The 22753-nt window shown below is 47.7% G+C and carries 13 protein-coding genes; 5 read left to right on the top strand and 8 right to left on the bottom strand.

Translation table 11 applies throughout. The features are described from left to right. Window positions 1–25 precede the first annotated feature (25 nt). From VM802_RS23005 to VM802_RS22985, 5 genes are all read right to left on the bottom strand, one after another. The gene (locus tag VM802_RS23005) at window positions 26–1975 is read right to left on the bottom strand and encodes an LTA synthase family protein (RefSeq protein WP_325535017.1); all 1950 of its coding nucleotides are present in this window, start codon (window positions 1973–1975) and stop codon (window positions 26–28) included. Between the two features lie 50 nt (window positions 1976–2025). Then, window positions 2026–3993: a TonB-dependent receptor plug domain-containing protein gene (locus tag VM802_RS23000; protein ID WP_325535015.1), complete on the bottom strand. Its 1968-nt coding sequence runs from the start codon at window positions 3991–3993 to the stop codon at window positions 2026–2028. Window positions 3994–4174: 181 nt separating this feature from the next. After that, a complete protein-coding gene (locus tag VM802_RS22995) occupies window positions 4175–5440 on the bottom strand; it encodes a sensor histidine kinase (protein WP_325535013.1) in 1266 nt (421 codons plus the stop codon). 12 nt (window positions 5441–5452) lie between these two features. Next, window positions 5453–6124, bottom strand: coding sequence for a response regulator transcription factor (locus tag VM802_RS22990; RefSeq protein ID WP_325535011.1), 672 nt, complete (start codon window positions 6122–6124; stop codon window positions 5453–5455). 22 nt (window positions 6125–6146) lie between these two features. Next, a complete protein-coding gene (locus tag VM802_RS22985) occupies window positions 6147–9236 on the bottom strand; it encodes a DEAD/DEAH box helicase (protein ID WP_325535009.1) in 3090 nt (1029 codons plus the stop codon). A gap of 822 nt (window positions 9237–10058) precedes the next feature. On the opposite strand from VM802_RS22985, the gene VM802_RS22980 reads away from it, so the two are divergent. Then, window positions 10059–12722 (top strand): class III lanthionine synthetase LanKC N-terminal domain-containing protein, encoded by a 2664-nt coding sequence (locus VM802_RS22980; protein WP_325535007.1) that lies wholly within the window; start codon window positions 10059–10061, stop codon window positions 12720–12722. A 52-nt stretch (window positions 12723–12774) separates the two neighbouring features. Here VM802_RS22980 and VM802_RS22975 read toward each other — a convergent pair whose 3' ends face one another. Continuing rightward, the gene (locus VM802_RS22975; RefSeq protein WP_325535005.1) at window positions 12775–13176 is read right to left on the bottom strand and encodes a hypothetical protein; all 402 of its coding nucleotides are present in this window, start codon (window positions 13174–13176) and stop codon (window positions 12775–12777) included. Window positions 13177–13994: 818 nt separating this feature from the next. On the opposite strand from VM802_RS22975, the gene VM802_RS22970 reads away from it, so the two are divergent. Continuing rightward, a complete protein-coding gene (locus VM802_RS22970; RefSeq protein WP_325535003.1) occupies window positions 13995–15140 on the top strand; it encodes a FecR family protein in 1146 nt (381 codons plus the stop codon). On the opposite strand, the gene VM802_RS22965 is transcribed toward VM802_RS22970, so the two are convergent. Together VM802_RS22965 and VM802_RS22960 are read right to left on the bottom strand one after the other, a co-directional pair. After that, window positions 15141–16124: a helix-turn-helix transcriptional regulator gene (locus tag VM802_RS22965; RefSeq protein WP_325535001.1), complete on the bottom strand. Its 984-nt coding sequence runs from the start codon at window positions 16122–16124 to the stop codon at window positions 15141–15143. Window positions 16125–16192: 68 nt separating this feature from the next. After that, window positions 16193–17011 (bottom strand): tetratricopeptide repeat protein, encoded by an 819-nt coding sequence (locus tag VM802_RS22960; RefSeq protein ID WP_325534999.1) that lies wholly within the window; start codon window positions 17009–17011, stop codon window positions 16193–16195. Window positions 17012–17249: 238 nt separating this feature from the next. Between VM802_RS22960 and VM802_RS22955 the strand changes: the two genes are divergently transcribed. The 3 genes from VM802_RS22955 to VM802_RS22945 all read left to right on the top strand — a co-directional run bounded on the left by VM802_RS22955 (window position 17250) and on the right by VM802_RS22945 (window position 22622). Further along, a complete protein-coding gene (locus VM802_RS22955; RefSeq protein ID WP_325534997.1) occupies window positions 17250–19661 on the top strand; it encodes an ABC transporter permease in 2412 nt (803 codons plus the stop codon). A gap of 74 nt (window positions 19662–19735) precedes the next feature. Further along, entirely contained in the window at window positions 19736–20221 is a 486-nt protein-coding gene (locus tag VM802_RS22950) for a GNAT family N-acetyltransferase (protein WP_325534996.1), read from the top strand. Between the two features lie 25 nt (window positions 20222–20246). After that, entirely contained in the window at window positions 20247–22622 is a 2376-nt protein-coding gene (locus VM802_RS22945; RefSeq protein WP_325534994.1) for an ABC transporter permease, read from the top strand. Window positions 22623–22753: the final 131 nt, after the last annotated feature.

The raw sequence follows: 22753 nt of genomic DNA, 5'->3' as shown, positions 1-22753 counted from the left end.
AAAATAAGTCAGATCAAAAATTATTTTATTTACGCATGCCGCCGTTCTTAAACAGGTAGTATGCCGTCTGATAGGCTGCCACACTGTGTTTCAGCAAGTTGCTGTCCATCGCGGCGGGTTGCAGATCATTCCTGTCCCGGCTCCAGATGAAGCATTGTGCTTTTTGCTGCGGACTTAAAATCACCAGCTTCCCTGTTTCCAGCCAGGCCAGCTTCTGATAGGTGCTTACCATGGCGCGTGGCTGGTAACCCGTTTCCAGTACGTTTTTTCCGTAGAAATTACTGTTATACGACCAGTGCAGCATTCCTAACAATGTTGGATAAATGTCTATCTGCGAACACATTACCGGTATTTCCTGCGGGGCGATTCCCGGTACATTGTAAAAAATGCAGGGGATATGATATTTGCTTACTTCTATTTCATTCTTACCGGCGCTGCTGGCGCAATGATCTGCTACAAAAATGATCACCGTATTTTTAAACCAGGGTTTGTTCCTGATCTGTTGAAGGAAACGTCCGATAGCATAATCGGTATATTTCACGGCGCCTTCGCGGCTTGTGCCGGAAGGAATGTCTATGCTGCCTGCGGGATAAGTGTAGGGCCGGTGATTGGATGTGGTCATCACGAAATCATAGAAAGGCTTGCCTGCGGCATATTTGGCATCGGCGCTGCGGATAGCGGCATCGTAAATATCTTCATCACAGATACCCCATGCATTTTCAAACCTTACAGTGCCGTCAGGGATATTGGTGCGGGTGGAAGCAAGGCGGTCGTCTACCAGTCGGTGACGCAGGCGGTCGGTGATGTCATAGCCGTTGTTGCCGAAGAACTTGTTCATGTTATCGAAGTAGCCGTCGCCGCCATAAAAGAAAGTGCGGTCGTAGCTATTCTTTGCAAAGACGCTGCCGGCGGAGAAAAGCTGCTCATTGTTGCGGCGGCGTACAATGCTTTGGCCCGGTGTAGGCGGCACTGCCAGTGTGAGGGCTTCCATACCTCTTACCGTGCGGGTGCCGGTGGCGTACATGTTGGTGAACAGAATGCTTTCCTTTGCGATGCTGTCCAGTACTGGTGTAATATGTTGTGTATTCCCGAAACGCTCCATGAAATCGGCGCTGAAACTCTCGATCGTTACCATGATCACATTGGGCTTCACCGGTGTAGCCGTGTCCGTTATATGCCGGAAGATACTGTTGCCATTTTCCAGGAAGCGCGCATCGGGCGACTCCAGCAGTATGCGGATATCTGCAAAGGCGGTGGCATTGTCTTCCTGTAAATAATACTTATCGTATGCCAGTTCATTGTTGAGATAGGCAGATATAAAGGAGTAGATACCGGCTTTGGAAAGCTCCTGTTGGTAACGGTTCTTGCCTTTTTCCGCCCAGGTGTTGCTTACGAGGAACGCGTGCGCACAGGTAAGGCCCAGGAGAAAGAGGAAGGTAGCCAGACGTTTCCCGAATGCGGTGCGCGACTGAAAACTGTTACGGAATGTTCCGCGGCGCGCCATCAGCCAGGTAAGCGCTGCTGTTGCCAGCAACACGCCACCTATCAGCAGGGGCAGCGGGTACGATTGGTTAATATTGCTGATCACTTCGTATGTGTAGATCAGATAATCGACTGCAATAAAGTCAAACCGGCTTTCATATTCTCCCCAGAAAGTAAATTCTGCGAAAAAGGAGAATATCACAATCATCAACGCCAGGAAAAAACCGGTGTAAGTGAATATGCGATTGAATAAGGTGTTGTTGAGCCGCTGTGGCAGCAACAACAGATATAAGGCATAGGCGATCGTGAAAAACAACGCTATCCCAATATCATAAACAAATCCTCTGGCGAAAAGCGTGACAATATCTGTGACAGAAAGACCGGAGTGAGGGAAGGCCCATACCAGCAGGGCTGTTCTTACTACAAAAGACAGAATAAGGAATAAAAAGATAAAGCCGGACAGCACGGCGTACCTGTTCTTGGCACCATTCATAGCTTAATGAAAAATTAACGCGCAAAGGTACGCCGTTTCGACAGAAAAAGCTATAAATTAAATTTCACTGAAAGATTCAATACGCGTCCGTCGATAGGTCCCCACAATGGTGCAAAGTGAGGATTGGTGACTGGCCCTGTGAATAGCGGAGCATTCTTGCCCTGTCTTGCATCGAAAACGTTTTCGGCGTTCAGTACTACGGTTATATGTTCTCCGAACTGCCGGGAGACCATCGCTGCCCAGAACCAGTAAGAAGGGGCTTTTTCATTATCGTATAAATACTGGTTACCAACCCAGCTGTTTTCTATACCGAAGCGCCATTTGCCTTCTATCTCATACGCCAGCGTACCTGCAAATTTATCCTGTGGTGCAAACGGTACGTAGGTGGAACGGGCATCGGTGTATTTTGAAACGGTATGGTTGTAACCCAGGTATAGTTCAAGGTGGTCCAGTCCCAGGCGTATATAAGTATCTGTACCGATGCTGTTTACATTATAAGGCTGATTGACGAGCATGTACATGTTTTTATCGGAGGGGCTTGCCACCGGTAATACGGGATCTGTAATGTGTGTATAGTAGAGGGCCTGGTTCAGTGTTACATCCACTTTACCCCAGGTGGTGTGGTAATTAGCATCAAAGTTAATGCCCTGGCTTTTTTCAGACTTCAGCCCGGCGGCCAGCGGCAGCAGGTAACGGTAACCGATGGTCTGTGTTTGTGCAGAGAAGACAGCGGGTGATTTATATCCCGTACCACCGCTGAGACGCAGGGAGAGAGCGTCGATGGGTTTATACACGAATGCAAGCCGGGGGAGAATATACCACCCGAAGACGTTGTGATAATCCGCTCTTAGTCCGGCTTCAGCTACGAGCTTGTCGGTGATGTGATAGCCATCCTGGAGGAATACGCCCATAGTATTGTAGGTGTAGTTGCCCAGGAGGGTACTGTCGGCGTTGGCTTTCCTGTATATTTCACCGGTGTTGCTGATGCCTGCTACCCAGTCGTGGCGGCCGCTGTGTTTATTGTAGTTTGCTTCCAGGTAGGTGTTGGTCTGGCGTCCATTCAGGGGGAAGCCGCCGGCAATATTTTCCAGGTGGAAGAAGCTGGCCACGCCTTTTACAGTAAGTGTGCCACCACCGAGATTACGACGGGTGTATTGTACATCAGCGCTGTGACGTTCGCTGTTATTGGCCTCCGTATAGCTGTGCTGGCTGCTGGCGCCGTGTTCCAGTGCCTGCATATCGCCGCCTTCACGTTTTTCGATGGTGCCGGTATAGCTTGCTACCAGTGTGGTGTTGCTGTTGGGGTACCAGAAGAAGCGAGGGTGCAGCAGGTATTGTCTTACTTTGGGTACGTCGCTGAAGCCGTCATTGTTTACATCCACAGGATTCTGTGTGGTTACGCCGGCAAAGAGGGTAAGTCCCGTTTTGCCCCAGCGTTGTGCATAGTAACCGTTGACGTTGCTTTCTTTCAGCGTGCTGCGATTAACCAGTAATGTTAGTTCTGGTTTATTGGTGGGTGTTTTGGAGATGAAGTTGATCATGCCGGCGATGGCGCCACCGCCGTAGAGGGTGGATACAGAGCCTTTGATGATTTCGATCTGTTTCAGATCCAGCGGGGGGATAGCGAGCACTCCGAAATTACCGCTCAGCCCTTCATACACGGGGAGGCCGTCGCGGAGCAGTTGGGTATACTTTCCATCGAGGCCCTGCATGCGGATGGCGTTGTTGCCATTCACAGCAGAAGTGTTCTGTATATGAATAACGGAGAGATCGCCCAGGATGCTGGCCACATTACCCGGTTTGATACCGCTTTCTTCTATCATTTCTTCCTTACCCAGTACTTCTACTTTCATGGGCAGGTCTTCAATACGACTGTTGTTTCGGGTAGAAGATATGATTACTTCCTGCAGATCGGATACCTTATCAACATGGGTCGTGTCTTTTACGGGTAGTGTGGTGTCTTTGGCAGGCTGGCGCTGCTGTTGGGCCATTGCGGTAACTGTAAGACCGCAAAACATAATTGAAAGGATTAGTCGCATATTAAATAATATCTGTTCACAAAGAAAAGAAGTGAATCTGGAGTAAATCTGAACTGTGATTTATTTGATTTTGGCGATGATGGTGATGAGAGGAGAAGGTGTTGGGAGATTTTGTGGATAGTAAGTTATTATTTAGTATCTGGATTTATCGGTGAGTATTTTACTGGAATAGGCAGTGGAAGATGTGTTCATCGTTCTTATACGCATACGTGATAGAGAAGCGATGTGTATCCGCGATCTTTTTTACGATGGCAAGGCCAAGTCCATTGGAGCCGGAATGGCCTGACGTATGCTTTCTGAAGCGTTGAAAAAGGCTGCCGGATGGTATTTCAGGATAAGGACTGGTATTGGCGATAGTAAGAGAAGAAGTGGTAAGTGTAATACGGATATGCCCTTTGGGATGATTGTATTTGATGGCATTACCGAGAAGATTACTCACCAGGATGTCTGCCAGGGCAGGATGCAGCGGGAGATAACTGTGCGGTGCAAGGTTACTTTCAATCGTAAGTTCTTTTTCACCTGTCAGCTCTTCGAAGAGTGACAGATATTTTTCCATTACTTCATGGAGGTCAGACTCACCGGTTACAGGATATTGCCTGTTCTCGATCTTTGCGAGCAGTAACAGGTTGTGATTGAGGCGGGACAAGCGTTGCAGCTCATCGCTGCTTTGTGCCAGCAATTTTATCTGGTTTTCTGTGAGGGCTTCGTCCTGTAGTAACAGCTCCAGCTTTCCCTGTGCAATAGCCAACGGTGTTTGCATTTCATGCGCTGCGTCTTCCGTCAGCTCTTTCATGTTGATATAGTCCTGGTGGATACGCTGGCTCATACTTTCCAGCGCGGTATTGAGCTGTCTGAATTCGAGGGTTTCTGTAGCAGGGAAGGTAAGCGAATCCATTTTGTTCAGTTGCAGATGCCTGATTTTGTCCAGTGAATAATAGAAAGGCTTCCACACACTTCTGCTGATAAACCAGTTGCATATAAGTGCAAACAGCAGTAATCCACCGAATGCCAGTAACATTACGTACACGATGTTTTTAATAAGGTCATCTTTTTCTATCATCGATTTCCGCAGTATTAACCGGTAGTTAGCATCGTGGAAGCTGATTACCTGCGACAGTTCCCGGAAGGGCGCCATTACATCTTCCGTTTCCTGGTATAATGATACGCTGCTGAGTTTAGGTTTTTTCTGCAAGGGATCATTGGTGGGCTTAAGGCTGAACTCCTGTGTATTGATATGCAATATGGGCGTGTTGATGCTGGCGGTATCGAGGTAGCGTATCCATTGCAATCTATCGTTTACCAGCTCTTCATCTGTTTCGTGTTTTATCTCTTTCTGGAACTTATGGAAAAGATAAAAGGCGCCGCCTGCGAATACCGGCAGCATGAGTAAGAGGAATAAGAGTGTTGTTTTAGAGAGGAGCCGCATATAAAAGATTTTTCAGCCGAAGCGGTAACCGGTGCCGTATACCGTTTTGATATAGTCTTCCCCGCCGGCGTCCAGCATTTTTTTACGGAGATTTTTGATATGAGTGTAGATGAAATCGTAAGATCCTGCCTGATCATAGGCGTCGCCCCAGAGGTGTCCTGCCAGTGCGGATTTGGTGACTACCCGGTGCTGGTTGGCAATGAAATAAAGCAGTAATTGATATTCCTTACCGGTTAGCACCAGTTCTTTGTCATGCACAAGTACTGTTTTGGAGGCAGGTAATATGGTGATTTCAGAGAAGGTGACAGCAATATGGCCGTCAAAGTTCTTCCTGCGGAGGATAGCGTTGACCCTTGCATTGAGTTCCGACAGGTGGAATGGTTTGGTGAGATAATCATCTGCGCCCAGTCCGAGGCCATGCAGTTTATCTTCCAGTGAATCTTTGGCGGAGATGATAATAATGCCGGCGCGGGATCTCAGGTCTTTCAGTTCCTTTACTACTTCAAGGCCATTGCCGTGCGGCAGGCCAATATCGGCCACGACACAATCGTACTCGAACTCATTGACTTTATCCATCGCCTGATGCAGATCATCCGCTACTTCGCAGACGAAGCCCTGGTGTTCCAGGTATTCGCGGATGCTGGATCTCAGCCCTGGTTCATCTTCTATAATCAGTACTTTCATCGGTTAAAAGTACCGATAAATCCTAAAGCAAATCTGAAGATTTGAGCCTGCCGGCGCCTGTATAGAGTTGCTGTGCCATGATATTGAAGTACGGATGTTGTTCCCACAGTATTTTATTACCGATCACGTACAGTCTTTTCCTTGCCCGTGTAACCGCTACATTCAGCATGTTGGGTTGTGCAGAGGCCCACTTGCGTGAACCTGCTTTGGCAGGATCGCTGCCTAGTACAAGAAATACGATGTCTGTTTCCTTGCCCTGGAAGGTGTGTATAGTGCCGCAGGCCACTTGCTTCCGCTTTGCGAAAACGTGTCGGCATGCGGTTTCTATGGCTTTGAAGGGCGTGATCACAAAAATGGGTTCGGTGTAGCCGGAGAGCTCCAGCTCACGGATCTTTTCATCGAGCAAAAGGAGCTCTTCCTCTACTACTTGTTTGTGATGTACATTGCCGCCATTCACATGAAACCAGGTGGAGGGGCCTGTAGCAAATGAGTCTTCTTTGTCTTTCACTGCTTTTACCATCTGACCACCGTAGGCGATGGTGTTGGAGATGCTGAACATGGGGTCATTGCAGCGGCGGTGTGTGCGTAACGGAAACCCTGTCCATATTTTCTCTTCCTGGTCTTCGGGTTGTATCCAGGCGCCTTTAGTGGTGATTCTGTCGGCCAGCAGCTGTACAGAAGTTGTAAGAGGCGACCATTGCGGCGCTGTCTGGTTTTCTGCCGCGAGTATCCGCACAAGTGATGATGGGATGGTGACTACAGGCTCCACTTGCATGGGATCGCCTACGGCGATACACCTGCGGGAGCGGGCAATGATGCCGGCTGCCGATTGCGGGGTGGCCTGGCCTGCTTCATCGATGAGCAGCCAGCCGATGGCGTCTTTGCCTAGTGCTGCAAACAGGCGGCCTGCGGAGGCGAGCGTGGTGGAGGCTACCGGTACACTGAAGAAAAAGGTATTCCATAGTTCTCTGACTATGCTGTCTTTTACAATTGCCTTACCGGTCAGCATTTCAAAGAAGAGATCGAGATTGGCTCTGAACTGCCGGGCATTGGCCATGATAGCGTATTGATGCAGCTGCAGGCTTTTGAGCAGTATGTTGCTGCGCAGTTTGTTCACCGCCGGGGAAGACCAGGGGCAACGCAGATGCTTCTGCTGAAGTGATTGTGCATAGAACCCGGTGTCCACGATGTTTTCCAGCGGCAAGCCATATGTGGCGTGTAAGGTGGCGCGTAGTTTGTCATAAGCGGTTACCTGCGCTTCGATTTCCTCTTCCCGTTTTACTACTTCATTATGCCGTTCATATTGAAGGGTGAGTACTTCCTCGATATGATCCAGCTCCAGTTTTGCAACCGTTTTATTGTTATTTATCTGTTTCAGTTCCTGTAGGAGGCAGGCAGCGAAGCTGTACCATTTTCTGTAAAGGGGGGTGTTGAATAGCTTGTGAAACCAGTGCCACCGGGGTTTGTACTGACTATGCAATGTTAATGACTGCTGTATTTGCGGGATACTGTCGTTCAGTGTACGGATGGTACGGCGCAGCTCCTGGCCTCTGTCTTCTTTGGAGAGGATACTGTCTTGCAATTGCGATAATTCTTTTTCGTAGTCATCATATTGCTGTAATGCGATGCGTATGGCTGGGAGCTGGGAGAATACAGCGGAGGCGTCCTGTTTGAATTGCCTGAATTGTTCTAATAGTGTTGATAGTTCACTGGCAGTCTCCTGCAAAAGGGTATGGCAGGAGGGAGACTGATCATTGTCGGGGTCTTTGTAGATAGCATGCAGGAGATCATGAAAGCCTGGACTGTTTTTCGTTTTGTCGGTTCTCCAGAATTTGTTGTTGAAGTCGATGCGGTTGGTATAGCTGCCCAGTGTGGCGCTCATGATGCCCCAGCTTTCTTCCTGCAATAGGCGTTGTGCTGCTTCAGCAAAGTAATTGGCGGAGGCGAAGTGGCGTGTGTCGATTTTGCGGGTGGCAGGAATTTCCCGGGAGATATTTTCGACGGCGCCGTTATTGTTGCTGGCGACCACGATGCTGCTGTCTGCAAAGATATCCGGATTGGTCTGGTAGTAGCCTGCGAATTTCTTTTGATCGCGTTGTATTTTATTGTATTTGCTGATGAAGAAGTTGTCTGTTCCCGTCTGCAATATTCTTTCTGCACGTGCGACGATGACGTGTGCGATAATATCCAGCAGGAGAGTGGTTTTACCGGTTCCCGGGGGACCATTGATGCCTTGCATGCCGCCGGTGGTTTCCAATTCATGCAAGAGAGTGTTTACAGCGCCGCGTTGTGCGGTATAGAGGCCGTGTGTAATATCTGAAGGCCATCTGCCAGCGGGTAGCAGGGCGGGGTCCAGTGTTTGGATGAGTGCATCTTCCGAGGCGAGGAGATCGGTTCGTTCATCTTTATTGATATGCACGGTCATGTATTCCTGCAATGGTTTGCTCCATTGGGGTACCGGTGTGTTGATGAGTGTTTGCAGGTCGTCGAGGTAGAAGCTGTTGAGGAAGCTGGTGTCTGGGGTATTGTCGGCCGGTACTTCCTGTACGGTGCAGTACATTTCAATGGGTGTGTGTAGCCATGCAGCAGTGAGTTGTTGGTGGTATTCCAGTTCCTGCTGAAGTTGTGTTGCATTCAGCGGGTCTCCGCAGCGGCGGCCATTCAGTTGCTCTTCGGGAGGAATGAGGTAACGTGTTTCATAATCAGCCTGGACATGTTGCATGAGCTGGGATACTGATGATACGGGTGTTTGATGAAGGAGGCATTTTAATCCCTGTACAAAGGTGGGTTGCACGTAGCTTTTTTCATCTGGTCTTCCGTTTTCATCCAGCACGAGTGCAGCGAGACAGGTAAGGCCTGTTGCGGGTGTTATCCAGTCTGCCTTTTCGGAGGCGGGGTTGTTGAGTATGTTTTCGATGGTCTGCACGATTTGTTCATGTTGGATCTTTCCGAACCATACTGTGAACTTCCATGTTTTACCGGGTGCTGCTAGAGCGGGTTTTTGCCAGGGTAATGCGGCAATGCGGAGGGGGATGAAATAGTTATCCTTTATTGGGGGGAGATTGAATACTTCTACATCTCGCCAGAAGCTGAGGATATGGTGTTGTTCCAAGGCATAATGATTTTGGGTGGCGGTTTCTGTTAAGCTGTGATAATTATGTTTTTATTGATTAAGGAAATCGTTGTGTAATGCTGTACTGCATCACGTTTACAGCATCCGGCAAAGAAACAGCTCCTGGAAAGGAACCGCTTTTGGATTTCTCATCTCATCAATTAAAACAACTGACTCTTGAAATTTCTTTTATTAAATATTAAACAGGAAATGCAAATCACAGGGGTATCATAGTGATGGAGATTAACATAATTGCTTTGTTGGGAGGAAGATGCGTGTGTTTGTTAACGGGATAAGTGACGGAGGTAACAAAAAACCCGTCCAGAAGAGATCTGAACGGGTTCTGCCTTTATCTGTTAATATATCATTGGAGATTCTTCGTTAAGAAATTTTACTGTTAAAATTACGGCTCCTAAAAAGGAGCCGCTTATCATTATCCATTGTTTGTTAACCCGAAACAAATGTATTTACAAAAATTAAGTAAACCTTCGTTCATTTTGTTCATTTATTGAATCTGTATTCATTTTCATTCATTTTAAAAAGCGATGGTACGATTGCATTTGACGCATAAAAAATCCTTATGCTATCATGCGGTCACATATCACCAAAATGATCTTATTTAGGTGTAGAATGATTCTTTCATTCATCATCATTTTCTGATATTCGATTTGGGTCTGACTGGCAGTGTATTATGTTATGCGGTGGTATAGCAGGGCGGCAACGATCAGTATCTTTATAAGGCCCTGTAGAACCCTGAATCACCGGCAGACCTGGAGCCCGCTGTTATCTGCCATTAAATGAATAACCATTAAGGAACAAACGATGCAGTCAAACGAATTATTAACCTCCGAAGCCGATGGTGGTATCACCAGTTATGCTGAACTGCTGGAACAACATAACCTGGTTTATCAGGAAGCGTATCCATATCTGCAGGTAGGAGAGATCTCCGGAACGCAGGGTTGGATACTGCATGTTTCGGTGATCAAACCGGAACTGATCTCCTTATTGCAGGAATTGATTCCTTTCCTTTCCCAAAGGAACATACCTTTTAAAATCCCAATTTCCGAAGATGCTGCTAAGATGTTGCTGACAGGTATGTTGGGTCAAGAGCAGCTGGGCAAGATAGTCGGGATTTATCCGCCGGATGAGCGTATGGCGGTGGAGCTGGCGAAACTGCTGGTAAGGATAACGACCGATACAAGGGGGCCTGGTATTCCCTCAGATGCGCCTTTGGGAGGCACGGTCTATACCAGGTATGGCAGTTTTAATCCTGTGATCATGCAGGATGCCTCAGGTAATTATGAGCGTTTTATTTATGATAAAAAGGGGGAGCTGGTGAAAGATGAGCTGCATATGCCGTTCTTTCTTCCCAAAGGTGTGAAATGGCCTTTTGCATCGGTTCATAAATTTACAAATGGCAGTTTCCGCAGGATTATAAGGGGAAAGTATCTTCCATATATGTTGCTCAAATCTGACGCCAAGGGAATGGTGATTAAAGGCATTTCATTGAAGCGGCTGAACATAAAGTGGTGTATTATCAAGGAAGCGAAAAGATATATGTGGGGTGATGAATCGGGCAGGTTCATACAGGACCGCCTTGCATGGCAGAATGAACTGCACAATGACCTTTCGGGTGAGTTACCTGTGCCGAAGATATACGACTTCATTGAAGAAGGCGATACTTCCTACCTCATTATGCAGTGTATTGACGGGAAGTCTTTTGATGCCTGGCTTCTGAGTGTATTTCAGGGCAATAGCTGGCTGGCATTGTCCCGAGACAAGCAGCAGCATGTGATTGACAAATTATTGGAAATTGTAGTGATTGTGGACAGGCTTCATAAGAGAGGTTATGTACATCGGGATATTACTCCTGAGAACTTCATGATAGACGTGCATGAGAAAATATGGCTGATTGATATGGAGATGACTTACAGCAGCAAGCTGCAGAAGCCTGTGCCTCCATTCAGGGCGGGGACGCCAGGATATATGTCGCCTGAGCAGATAGCGGCGATATTGCCAACGCACAAAGAAGATATTTACGCCATCGGTGCTACACTGGTGATTGCGTTTCTCCGTATAGGGCCGTGGCGGCAGGAAATGTCTGACCTTTCTGTGTTGGAGTCGAATCTCCGGTTTTATATCAGAGACGCGGCTTTCGTACAGTTGATTATCAGCTGTCTGCAACCAGATGCAGCCAGCCGTCCGGAGATTAATGAGATCATTGGGGGGCTGAAGGCATTCAAAGAGCGTCCGCATAGCGGGGTGCCTGTATTGCCGCCACCGGAGGAGCTCAGTGAGGTGATACAATCCGGTATAGCAGCGTTGGCCAGTCCATTGCTGGTTACTCCCGGCAAATTATGGTTCTCTTACAACCGTCTTGTTGCACAGAATGAAAGACATATGCGTTTCGATACACAGCTGTATCCGGGTCTGTACTTTGGTGTGGCTGGTGTGAGTTACTTTTTGTCGCTGGCCACTGCTATGGGATACAGCCTTAAAAACTGTTCCGAAGCGCTGGGTCAGGGTTGGCAGTTTATCAGCCAGGCGCAACTGGGTAGTTTGCCAGAGGTAGCTCCGGGTCTTTATGACGGCTCATATGGAACTGCAGTTGCTATTGCGCTGGGCATCAGATGTAAGATGCTGGACGGCAGTGAAGAGATGAAGCAGGTGATACAAAGTTGCCTGAGCATACCGGCGGGAGGCTATGGGCTGTCGGCGGGAGCCGCTGGTCTGGGTATAGCCGTATTACAGTGTGCCTCGCTGCTTCCGGAAGAATTCACTTATACACAGCTGCAGGGATGTCATGATTTCCTGGTGGCTAACCAGGGTAAGGATGGTTCCTGGAAATTTGGTCCTGAGGTGTTGGGTGATGAAAGTACGAATACTACGGGTTTGCGCAATGGTGTGAGTGGTATTGCGTGGTTCATGCTGGCTTATTACAGCCTTTACCCGCACGAGCGTACGAAAGCACCTTTGTTGAAGGCGCTTGAGTGGATTATGCAGGAGCGTAGTAAACAGAAGCCTCTACCGGCCTGGGAAGATTACGCTATGAACACAGACAAAAACGCCTGGATGCTGGATGGCGATATTGGGGTTGCCCTTTGTTTCATTAAAGCTTATGAGCTTTTCGGAGATGAAAGATACAAGGCGTTTGCAACAAAGCTGCTGCATCTCTTCCCTGCATATATTGCACATCTTGAGTTGTCGCAATACAGAGGGCTGGCTGGCCTTGGCGAAGTATACCTTGAAGCGCAGCGGGTATTGAAAGATCCGGAATGGAAGGAGCGTACAGATTGGCTGGTGCATTACTTCATGCATACCTGGAAGTATGCGGAGGACAAAAGCCGTTACTGGTTTACCTGTAATACGAATTTCCCGGTAGCAGAACTGGCTTCTGGGGGCGCCGGCATATTACATTTCCTGCTGCGGTATCTGCATCCGGAAAAACTGGGGTGTCCGATATTGACAGTGGCACAATTGAAATAGTATCATTATTCATGGAACATACAAGCCGGTGGAAGAGAGAGCTGCCGGCTTTTTATTTTTGTTCCCTGTTATGGGGTGGTGGTTGTTTTTTAAACAGTTGCGGAAAGAAGCATCGCAGCAGGAAGGCGAAGAGGGCTGTGAGTAATATGGTGGAGCCGAGCAGTAATGCGGCAAATAGTTTGTCGGGCAACAGGAAGATGCTACTGGAGAGAGGCAGCAGGTGGAGTATAATGCAGATGATGATCAGCACGACAGCAGCGGTAGAAGCGTATATGAGCATCACCGTGAAGCGGCCAAGCCATTTGTCGATGTTACCATCGGTGTCTCCGCGTATCTTTTTAGGCGGGAGAACCGGTGGCGGCGGTAACGGCGAGGGTGGGACACCGGAGGTATCTGCCGGTTTATCAGGCACCTTCTTTTTCTGCGGTTCTGGGCCTTCTTTTAAACTATTCATATTTTCAACCGGTGTTAATGGTTATTGGCTGATGGTTATCCGGTTTTTCATTTTAATAACCCGGTGTTTGCCCTGAGAATTTTTTTATACACTGTTAATTTCGTGAATTCTGTTCCTCCTGCGAAGATTTTTTTTGTAAATCAGTCGTTAATCCACTTTTTGTCAGCATTTATTCACTATTGGATATGCCTGTAAAGTATCTATGGTGGCTGATGTAGCAAGGTAGAGTACGTAACTGGCCGGATAAAACGGGCGATAGAAAATCCGAATATCTCTTTTGATCGTTAATATGTTGTAGCATTTCAATTTTAGCCTTTTAGAAATCTGCTTAACAGAAAATCCGAAATTGCCCCTGACCCGTACTCACAGGATAATATCCGGAGATAAAGAAGTATCTGGAAAAGGTTTGTTTGAAATACTACTGCCTGTTACACGACAGGGTTTTACTATTCCGGGAAGAAGAATTTTTCGGTGGAGACCTTGTACAGAAACACACTAGCAGCATCCTGGTCACGGAAACTATACCTGAATGAAGATTCAGGCCTGGAAATTATATCTCTTCATAATTGATACATAAAAAGGCTATTCTGACGTTAGAAGAGAAACAACAGGAGCAGTCAACAGATGAATCACTATCGCTGTCACAGGGAAGATCCATTGTTCTCCCTCACCCGGAGAAACTGACCGCAGGAAGTAATAGCACAAATGATGACTGTACACACTTTCAGCAGCCGGCTGATAGTTCGAACAAAGAAATTATTCCAGATGAATACAAGACAACCAGGCCATCCGGGTATGTTTAACAAACAAATGTATTTATGTTGAAAAATCTCTGGACGCGCTTTTATTTACTATTGAACCGACGTAAGTCAAAAAAACGGTGTGACAAGGATACCAGTGAACTATGTTATCTCATGGATCAGGTGACCAATGCCCGGAGAGTGGCAAAGGAATATCGCCGTATGATCCGCAAGGGTGCTATTAACCCCTATGAAAATATAGATGATGCAGGCGGTAGCTGGCTTGAGGTGGAAGACCGTCTTATGCGCCGCGATTATATACATGCTTTTGGTTTTCTTACTATAATGGTTACTATGGCCGTTATGCTGGGCGCTTTTGGTTACATCAGCATCCAGTATTCCCAGGAGAAACTTCTCCTGAACAAGGTGGCGGAAGCGCGCAGCAAAAGTAGTGTGCGTCTGAAGTTATCCGACGGCAGAGAGGTTCCTTTTCAGAACAAGGATACTATCAGCATCACGATGTCGACGCTCAAAGTAGCAGCGAATAACAGATCTATGCACATTGTCAGTACAGGCGGCGGCGTTGCCGGGATGAATGAGTTACAGGTTCCGGCCAGGCTCGATTATACCGTCATTTTGCCTGACGGATCTTCGGTAAGACTGAATGCATCCACCACACTGCGCTTCCCTGCAGCCTTCGGCAGTACCCGGACCGTATATCTTGATGGGGAGGCCTACTTCAAAATTGCTGATGACCCGCAGCATCCTTTCACGGTATATACCCCCGGGAACACCATACACGTGCTGGGTACCGAATTCAATGTGAATACCTATGATCATACCAGGATCAAAACTTCATTAGTAAAGGGCGCTGTGGATGTAGTGCAGCACAACCAGCATACCCTTCTGCGCCCTGGTAAGGAAGCGGTGTTCAGCGGCAGGCATGTGTCAATGAACAGTTTTGAAAAGCCGAATGCACTCTCCTGGATGAATGGAAAATTCTACTTCCACGACATGCAGCTCAGTGAGGTAACTGCTATGATACCCCGTTGGTTTGATGTGAAAGTAGTGTTTGATGATCCCATGATGGCGCATGAAAAGTATACCGGCTGTCTTGATAAATTGCGCCGCCTTGACTCCTTCATGGAGGCCCTTAAAAGTACAGGTACACTGGATTATTACTTCACAGACGACGTACTGCATATCACCTCACCGGGCGCATGATTACTTCTGTCTGCACACGCCCTGCACCTCCCTTGGTAATACACCATGAAACCGTTTGAAGGCTCTTGAAAAATTGGTTCTGTCTGAATAGCCCAACTCAAAGGCAATGTCGTTTAGTGTATGCGTACGTGTTTCTATCAGTAGTCGCGCCTTCTGCATGCATTGCTGCAATACAAAGTCGGAGAGGTGGTGTCCGAAGAGGTTTTTAAAACCTGCACTCAGTGTGTTTACTGACATATAATAAGATTTCGCGAGGCGCTTCAGGGAGTGTTCGTGGATATTGGGCTGCCGTTGTATGCTTTCCATGATACATACCAGCTGATTGCGGTAGGTTATCGCTGGTAGCGACAGGCGGTCCCGTTCTATCTGTGTGCCCTGCTGATAGCAGAGCAGCAGTTCTATGATCCGGCTTTTCAGCTCGAGTGTGAGTGCCGGTGCTGTTTTACCGGTATTGAACATGCTGTTGATGCGGCATTGCATTGCATAGTCCAGGGGCACGCTTTCCAGCACGTAAGCTTTTCCGGGTGTGCTGCTGATATGCTGCTGCAGTTCCTGCAACTGGGGCCATCCGTCGGCGACCAGATGAATCATATCCTCCGACAGTTCGATATGTACAGAGAGATAGTCGCCAGGCTGTAATGTGATCTCATGATAACCTGCGGGTATATAAAGGATATTACAAGTGGTTTCTGCGATGGATACCCGGCCGGCATCCGGCAGGGCACCGGTTATGTTGTTGCCGCTCAGCAGGAAATGCAGAGCGGTCATGGCGCGGGGCTGGCTATACAACAGGTTCACCTGCCTGCTGATTTGTGCGCGGTAATGTTTGATGGTGAAGTGGCAGGTACGGTACTGCTGAAACAGTACGTGTCCAAATGCATATTGTTGCCAGGAGGCTTCCGTCCATGGCACAAGGTATTTTCTGAGATGCGGCGGTATTACCGCATCATGTATTGGCAGAGGATTATGCTGACTTGCAGACATACAGTTATTTTGAGTGCAATCAAATTAATGAATGCTACTGCAATCTGCCCGCAATGGGTGTCTTTACGTCAGCTGATACACCGCAGAAATTCGGGGAGGTCAGGTTCTGAGCTCCACATATGCTGTGTGTGTACCCAGTAGCGGAATGCCTGTTGCCTGCTGCCCTGTTCTACTTCTCCTGTATCGAGGAGCCCGAAGCCATCGCCCTGGAAATGATGGACAGTTTTGCTCAGTTCCGTGGCCATGTGCGGATATAGTTGCCGGGCTTTTTTGAATTGTTCTGCTGCTTCGCGCAGCCGGTTCAGTTTATAGTAGGAGAGGAAGGCCCAGTATTCTGTTTCAAGTCCGCCTCTTGCGGCAAAGATGCGGTGGTAGATGTCGAGGTAGGTTTCAAACATATGCAGCTGCATATAGCATTCGGGGATGAGGCTTACAATGTCGAAATGGTCTTGCGGGTCTATCTGCAGCAGGTAGTAGATTTTGTCCAATGCTTTGCGGTATTGTTTTTCTTTCATGTATTCCTGCGCTACCAGGAAGAACGACCGGAGCCAGGGTCTGTTTTCTGCTATCTCCCAGATTACTTCGTCGTTACCGGGGTTAAATTCTGAAGGAATAGCTTCCATGCAGATAAGGTGCGCTTTATGTATAAGGGCATTGCCCTCGATGTCGCGGCCGCTTCCATTCAATATTTCCGCCAGGTCGTGCATACTTTCGATGGCTAAATTCCCATAGATATAGATGAGTCTTCTGAAATTTCTTTCTGCCGCAATTTCCTGGCGCCTGGTCATTTCCCGTGCCAGCAGGACTTCCCGGTCATAGGCCTCTGTAAGGTTCGCGTGATAAAGATGCCATACTCCGTTTGTTTTCTTCAGGTAAGGCTGGTGCATAGTAGTGATCAGTTGATATATCTGTACAAGAATAGAAAATACCAGTGTGGCAGTGGTTAATCATATCTTAATTAAAAAAGGTTGACATTGCAGCCGGATGTCCGGAAATGGACACCGTATGTACGCTTATGAAACACCCGGGAGAATAATGATTCCTTAGAATGTAATACCAGTAAAGGTTTATATATATGGCAAATTTATTGGTTGAGGAACGACATTCGTTAAAAAAGTACCCGTCATGCTGAAAAACTATATCAGGATCGCATGGAGAAATCTCTCCCGCAACAAAGTTTTCTCTACTATTAATATAGCCGGACTGGCTATTGGTATAGCTGCTGCTTTGCTGATTCTTCAGTATGTATCATTCGAGTTGAGCTACGACAGGTTCCATCAAAACGCCGACCGCATCTTCCGGATAAAACAGGATCGTTATAACGATGGTAAGCTCAGTACAGAATGGGCAGCGGGTAATTATGCTGTTGGTAATAGTTTTAAGGATCATCTGCCGGAGATTGCGGACTATGTGAAAGTGATAGGATTCCGGCCGTTGCTGCTGGGATATGGCGATAAAAGCCTGAAAATAAGTAGGGCGTTTTATGCCAGCGAGGCTTTCTTCCGGGTATTTTCCTATCCGTTGTTGTCCGGTGATGTGAGTACTATTCTCAAAGAGCCGGGGACAGTGGCTTTATCTGCATCTACTGCGCGCAGTTTGTTTGGCAACGAAGACCCGGTAGGTAAAACTATTACACAAGATAACAAGCATGCCTTTAAGGTTACAGGTGTGTATAATGATATGCAGGCTAATACTCACCTGCACCCGGAGATATTGTTTTCCTATGCTACCTTTCAGCAGGCCGTGAAGCCGGATGATCCGGAAACAGCGTGGTCCTGGGATGGTTGCCTTACCTACCTGTTGTTGCAGCCAGGTGTAAACCCACATGCCCTGGAAGCTAAGTTCCCGGCTCTGGTAAAAAGGCTTGCGGGGGAAAGCCAGGACGGATCGCAGGTGGCATTTACGCTGCAGCCCTTGAAGGATATTCATCTTTATTCACACTTCATGCTGGAAGCGGAGGCTAACGGTGACGGGCAAACGGTATACCTGCTCATTGGTATCGCGGTGTTCATCATTGTGATTGCATGGATCAACTATATTAATCTTGCTACGGCAAGGTCTGTGAACCGTGCTGTGGAGGTAGGTGTCCGCAAGGCGGTAGGTTCTTTGAGAAGCCAGCTGATATTTCAATTTATGACGGAGTCTGTGCTGCTGAACGGAATGGCTGTAGGGGCCGCCCTGTTACTGGTGCTGATTTCTGCGCCACTGTTCAGCAGCCTGTCGGGCCAGCAGCTTTCTTTTGCATTGCTGCGTAGTGCGACATTCTGGGTGGTGCTGGGTATATTGTTTCTGGCAGGATCTTTCCTGTCTGGTTTATACCCTGCATTTGTGTTGTCAGGCTTTAAGCCGGTGGTGGTGCTGAAAGGAAAGGCTATATCATCGCGGCAAGGCGGCACACTGCGTAAATCCCTGGTGGTGGTGCAGTTTGCGGCTTCTATTTTCCTGTTGGCAGGAATGCTGACGGTATTTCGTCAGATCAGTTATATGCGTTCTCAATCGCTTGGTATCAATATTACGCAGACGCTGGTTATTAATCCGCCAATTACAGGACGTGGCGACTCTACGTTTGTAAAACGCATGGCTGCTTTTAAGGAGCATTTAGTACAGGAGTCGGCCATACGCGGAGTGTCTGTTTCTTCTGTAATACCGGGAGACCGTTCACCGATGAATGCAGGTGGTATCCGCCTGTGGGGAGCAGATCCCAAAAACGGAAGACAGTACCGGGTACTGGATGTAGACTATGATTTTGTGAAAACCTACGAACTGAAGTTGATTGCCGGCCGTAATTTTTCAAAGGATTTCGGTGCGGATGGTAATGCTGTTATCTTCAATAAAACCGGTATTAAAGAGCTGGGCTTCGCTAATCCGCAGGATGCGATAGGCAAGGAGATTGATTTCTGGGGACGTAAGCTGCGGATTGAAGGGGTGGTGGAGGATTATCATCAGCAGTCGCTGAAGGAAGCATTTGAGCCGTTGTTGTTGCGCCTGGATGCGGGCGCAATGGGATATTTTTCTGTGAAGATGTCGCCCAGCGAAGCGCGTCAGACCATTAGTGTTATACAACGTAACTGGGAAACTTTCTTCCCGGGCAATCCGTTTGAATATTTTTTCCTGGATGAGCATTTCGATGAGCAATACCGGGCAGACCAGCGTTTCGGCAGTGTGTTCGGATTGTTCACGACATTGGCAGTACTGGTAGCTTGCCTGGGGCTTTTCGGGCTGGCCTCCTTTACCATTCTGCAACGCACAAAAGAAATCAGTATCAGGAAAATACTGGGGGCTTCTGTAACAGGTATCGTTGTGTTGTTATATAAAGAGTTTGCTATGCTGGTGTTGTTAGCCTTCGTAGTAGCTGCGCCACTGGCCTGGTACAGTGCAGCGCAATGGTTGCAGGGCTATGCTTTCCATACAGTTATTACCTGGTGGCAGTTTGCATTACCGTTTGTATTGGTATTGCTGATTGCATTTATTACGGTGAGTTTCCAAAGTATCAAAGCGGCGCTGATGAATCCCGTAACGAGTTTAAGATCAGAATGATACCGAGAATAATACCCGGAGCATGGTAATACGGATTTCGTAATTTGGGGTTTAATTTTTTAAACACCGGTATTATGGAACTGATAGCAATAAGAAAAGCCGTACTGGCTGATCTTGACACACTTCTTGAATTTGAGCAAGGCATTGTAGCAGCAGAAAGGCCGTTTAATGTTACAATGAAGGACGGAAGTATTCATTATTATGACATTGAGGCGATGATTAATTCACCTGAAGTAGAAGTATTAGTGGCTACTGTGAATGGTGAAGCGGTTGGCTCCGGATATGCACGTATCGAAAATGCAAAGCCTTACCTGAAGCATGGGAAGCATGCCTATCTGGGCTTTATGTACGTAAAGCCGGAACACAGGGGAAAGGGGATTAACCAGCGGATTATAGCGGCACTGAAGGCATGGGCATACCTGCAGGATGTGAAGGAGCTGAGGCTGGATGTATACGATGAAAATACTTCTGCTGTCAATGCCTATGAAAAGGCGGGATTTGAAAGACATCTGCTGCATATGCGGATGAATGTGGACGACGATCTGACATTACACGTTTAATATTTAACCAAAAATCAGTAAAAAGATGTTCAGGAATTATGTAAAGATGGCGCTTCGTCATTTATGGAAAAATAAAGGATACAGCTTCCTGAACATCTTCGGACTGATGATCGGTATTGCCTGTGCCGGCGTGATCTTCCTGTGGGTGGAAGATGAGTTAAACTACAACGGGTCGCATGAAAAGAAGGACCAGCTGCATGTGGTGGTGCAGAACTGGAACTATAGTGGCAACATCCGCACATTCTGGTCTACACCTGGTCCTATGGGTCCTGTTATTAAAGCGGGGATACCGGGTGTAGCGAATTTCTGCCGGGCTAATGAAGATCCTTTTCCCATGTTATTCACTGACGGCGACACTAAGGTGTATGCCTCGGGTCTGTATGCCGACAGTACTATCTTCAGTATGTTTACGCTGCCCATTGCGGAAGGCAACAGGAGTACCATTTTCACAGATCCTCATTCACTGGTTGTTACGCAGAAGACTGCCCGCAAATTTTTCGGCACAGACAAAAACGTAGTAGGCCGTACCCTGACGGTGGATAACAAGGACGTATATACGGTTACTGCGGTGCTGAAGGAACCCGCAGAGAATAATACCATTCGTTTTGAATGGCTGGCTCCATTTCCTACTTATCTGCAGGCCAACCCCTGGTTGAATGAATGGGGCAACAATTCCATCCATACTTTTATAGAGCTGACGCCCGGCGCTAATGTAGCAGCTGTTAATGAGAAGATGGCCGCAGCGGTAGCAAAGATGACAAGGGGAGAAATTGCCACGCCGCTCCTGCTTAGCATGAACGACTGGCAACTGCACAGCCATTTTGAAGACGGTAAACAGACCGGCGGCCGTATTGAATATGTAAGGTTGTTTTCACTTATTGCCTGGATCATTGTTTTCATTGCCTGTATCAATTTTATGAACCTGGCTACTGCACGTAGTGAAAAGCGCGCCAAAGAGGTGGGTGTCCGGAAAGTGATGGGAGCGGGGAAAGGAAGGTTGATGCTGCAGTTTGCCGGCGAAGCGTTGGTGATGTCTGCTATCGCGGCGTTGCTGGCGGTATTGCTCATCACGTTGATATTGCCCGCTTTTAATGCGATGGTGGGCAAGCATATCGGCCTGGGGCTTGGACAACCCTCCCACTGGACCGCCATTGTACTGATTATATTGATATGCGGACTGATAGCAGGGAGTTATCCGTCTCTCTACCTGTCTTCCTTCAACCCGGTCTCCGTACTGAAAGGGCTGAAGCTAAAGGCAGGTAGTGCAACCTATATCAGGAAAGGGCTGGTGGTAGTGCAGTTCACCGTATCTATTGTATTGATCATTTCCACGATCATCATTTACCAACAATTACAACACGTCAAACACCGGAATATTGGTTACAATAAAGATAATTTGCTCATGCTGGATATGCAGGGCAATATGGCCCGCAATTTTGATGCTATCCGCGAGGACCTGTTGGCGACGGGCGTTGTGGCGAATGTAGCCTATGCCAGTCATCCTGTTATCTACGATGGCAATAATACAGATGCTTTCCGTTGGGATCAGCAGCCTGCCGAAAAGGTACTGGTGTCTTACAGGATAATAAGTCCTGCCTTCATGAAGACCTTTGGCCTGGAAGTATTGGAGGGGCGTGATTTCAGCCAGGTGGCAGCTTCAGATTCGATGAGTATAGTGATCACAGCCTCCATGGCCAAAATGATGGGCAGCGGAAGTGCCATAGGTAAGACAGTCAGGTCGCCGGGCGGTCCGAACGGTTCCTTTAATACCTTTACCGTAGTGGGCGTGGTGAACGATTATGTTTATGGAAATATGTATGGAAAGCCTGATCCTGTGATCTTCCTGTGCAGTGGCCGGGATGCTTCCGTGATGTTTGTGCGTATCAAAACCGGCAGTGATCCTGAACGGGCGTTGGCGAAGATCGGCGCTGTTATGGGGAAAGTCAACCCGCAGTATCCCTTCAGCTATAAGTTTACCGACGACGAGTTCAATGCTATGTTCAATAATGAAATGCTGATGGGGCGTTTATCGAGGTTGTTTGCTGTGCTGACGGTGGTTATTTCCTGTCTGGGTTTGTTTGGTCTGGCCGCTTATACCGCAGAGCGCAGAACCCGCGAAATAGGTATCCGTAAGGTACTTGGGGCGAGTGTTTCGGGTATAGCAGGGTTGTTGTCGAAAGATTTTATACAACTGGTTGTGCTCTCCGCGGTTATTGCATTCCCGCTTGCCTGGTGGCTGATGTCCGGATGGTTGCAACGGTACAGCTACCGTGTCAGCATTCAGTGGTGGGTGTTTGTGCTGGCTGGTGTGATGGCGATTGTCATTGCACTGCTCACCGTAAGCTTCCAGGCTATGAAAGCAGCGTTGATGAATCCTGTAAAAAGCCTGAGAGCGGAATAAGTCTGGTTCTAATAAATTTCTAATTTTTTTCTAAAGCCCCTCTAACGGCCCCTGTAAAGGGGCCTTCTTATTTTTGCATTGTCAACAAAACACGAATCATCATGGAATCAGGACCTGCTGACACCCACAGT

This window comes from Chitinophaga sp. (genome assembly GCF_035538455.1).
In the GTDB taxonomy this organism is placed as follows: Bacteria; Bacteroidota; Bacteroidia; order Chitinophagales; family Chitinophagaceae; genus Chitinophaga.
This window is presented reverse-complemented; position numbering and strand designations above follow the sequence as displayed.